The organism is Pseudomonas sp. NPDC087639, from assembly GCF_044743385.1.
In the GTDB taxonomy this organism is placed as follows: Bacteria; Pseudomonadota; Gammaproteobacteria; order Pseudomonadales; family Pseudomonadaceae; genus Aquipseudomonas.
Map to the genome: position 1 here is coordinate 595 of NZ_JBIUWI010000179.1, position 983 is coordinate 1577.

1 pseudogene is annotated in these 983 nt (G+C 59.2%); it reads right to left on the minus strand.

Annotated features, from left to right (window positions below):
- Positions 1–2: 2 nt before the first annotated feature.
- Positions 3–983 (minus strand): annotated as a pseudogene (gene aceE / locus ACIOVB_RS27690) (pyruvate dehydrogenase (acetyl-transferring), homodimeric type); the annotation flags it as partial.

Below are 983 nucleotides of genomic sequence, written 5' to 3' on the forward strand. Positions count from 1 at the left end.
GAGTTCGGGATGGTGGCAGCCAGCAAGTGGCTGTGACCGTCTTCGTGCTGCAGGCCTTCACCGTTCAGGGTGGTACGGCCGGCGGTGCCGCCGATCAGGAAACCACGGGTGCGGCTGTCGCCAGCGGCCCAGGCCAGGTCGCCAATACGCTGGAAACCGAACATAGAGTAGAAGATGTAGAACGGCAGCATCGGCTGGTTGTGGCTGGAATACGCAGTACCGGCAGCGATGAAGGAACTCATGGCGCCCGCTTCGTTGATGCCTTCTTCAAGGATCTGACCTTTCTGGTCTTCCTTGTAGAACATCACCTGGTCTTTATCGACTGGCTCGTAGAGTTGGCCGACGGACGAGTAGATGCCCAACTGACGGAACATGCCTTCCATACCGAAGGTACGGGCTTCGTCCGGGATGATCGGAACGATGCGCGGGCCGATTTCCTTGTCCTTGACCAGTTGCGCGAGGATCCGCACGAAGGCCATGGTGGTGGAAATTTCACGGTCGCCCGAACCATCGAGGATGGCCTTGAGGGTGTCCAGATCCGGCGTCGGCACGCTGAAGCTCTGCGCGCGGCGCTGAGGTACGAAACCGCCCAGTGCAGTGCGGCGCTCGCTCAGGTAGCGGGCTTCGGCGCTGTTTGGCTCTGGCTTGAAGAACGGCAGGTTCTCCAGCTCTTCGTCTTTTACCGGAATGTCGAAGCGATCGCGGAACAGCTTCAGGCTTTCAACATCGACTTTCTTGGTGTTGTGCGCGGTGTTCTTCGCTTCGCCGGCACCGGTGCCATAACCCTTGATGGTCTTGGCCAGGATGACGGTAGGTTGTTCTTTGTGGTTGACGCTTCGTGGTACGCCGCATAGACCTTGTACGGGTCGTGGCCGCCACGGTTGAGTTTCCAGATCTCGTCGTCGGACAGGTCTGCAACCATTGCCTTGAGTTCAGGCGTGGTGATGAAGTGCTCGCGAACGAACGCGCCGTCTTTGGCTGTG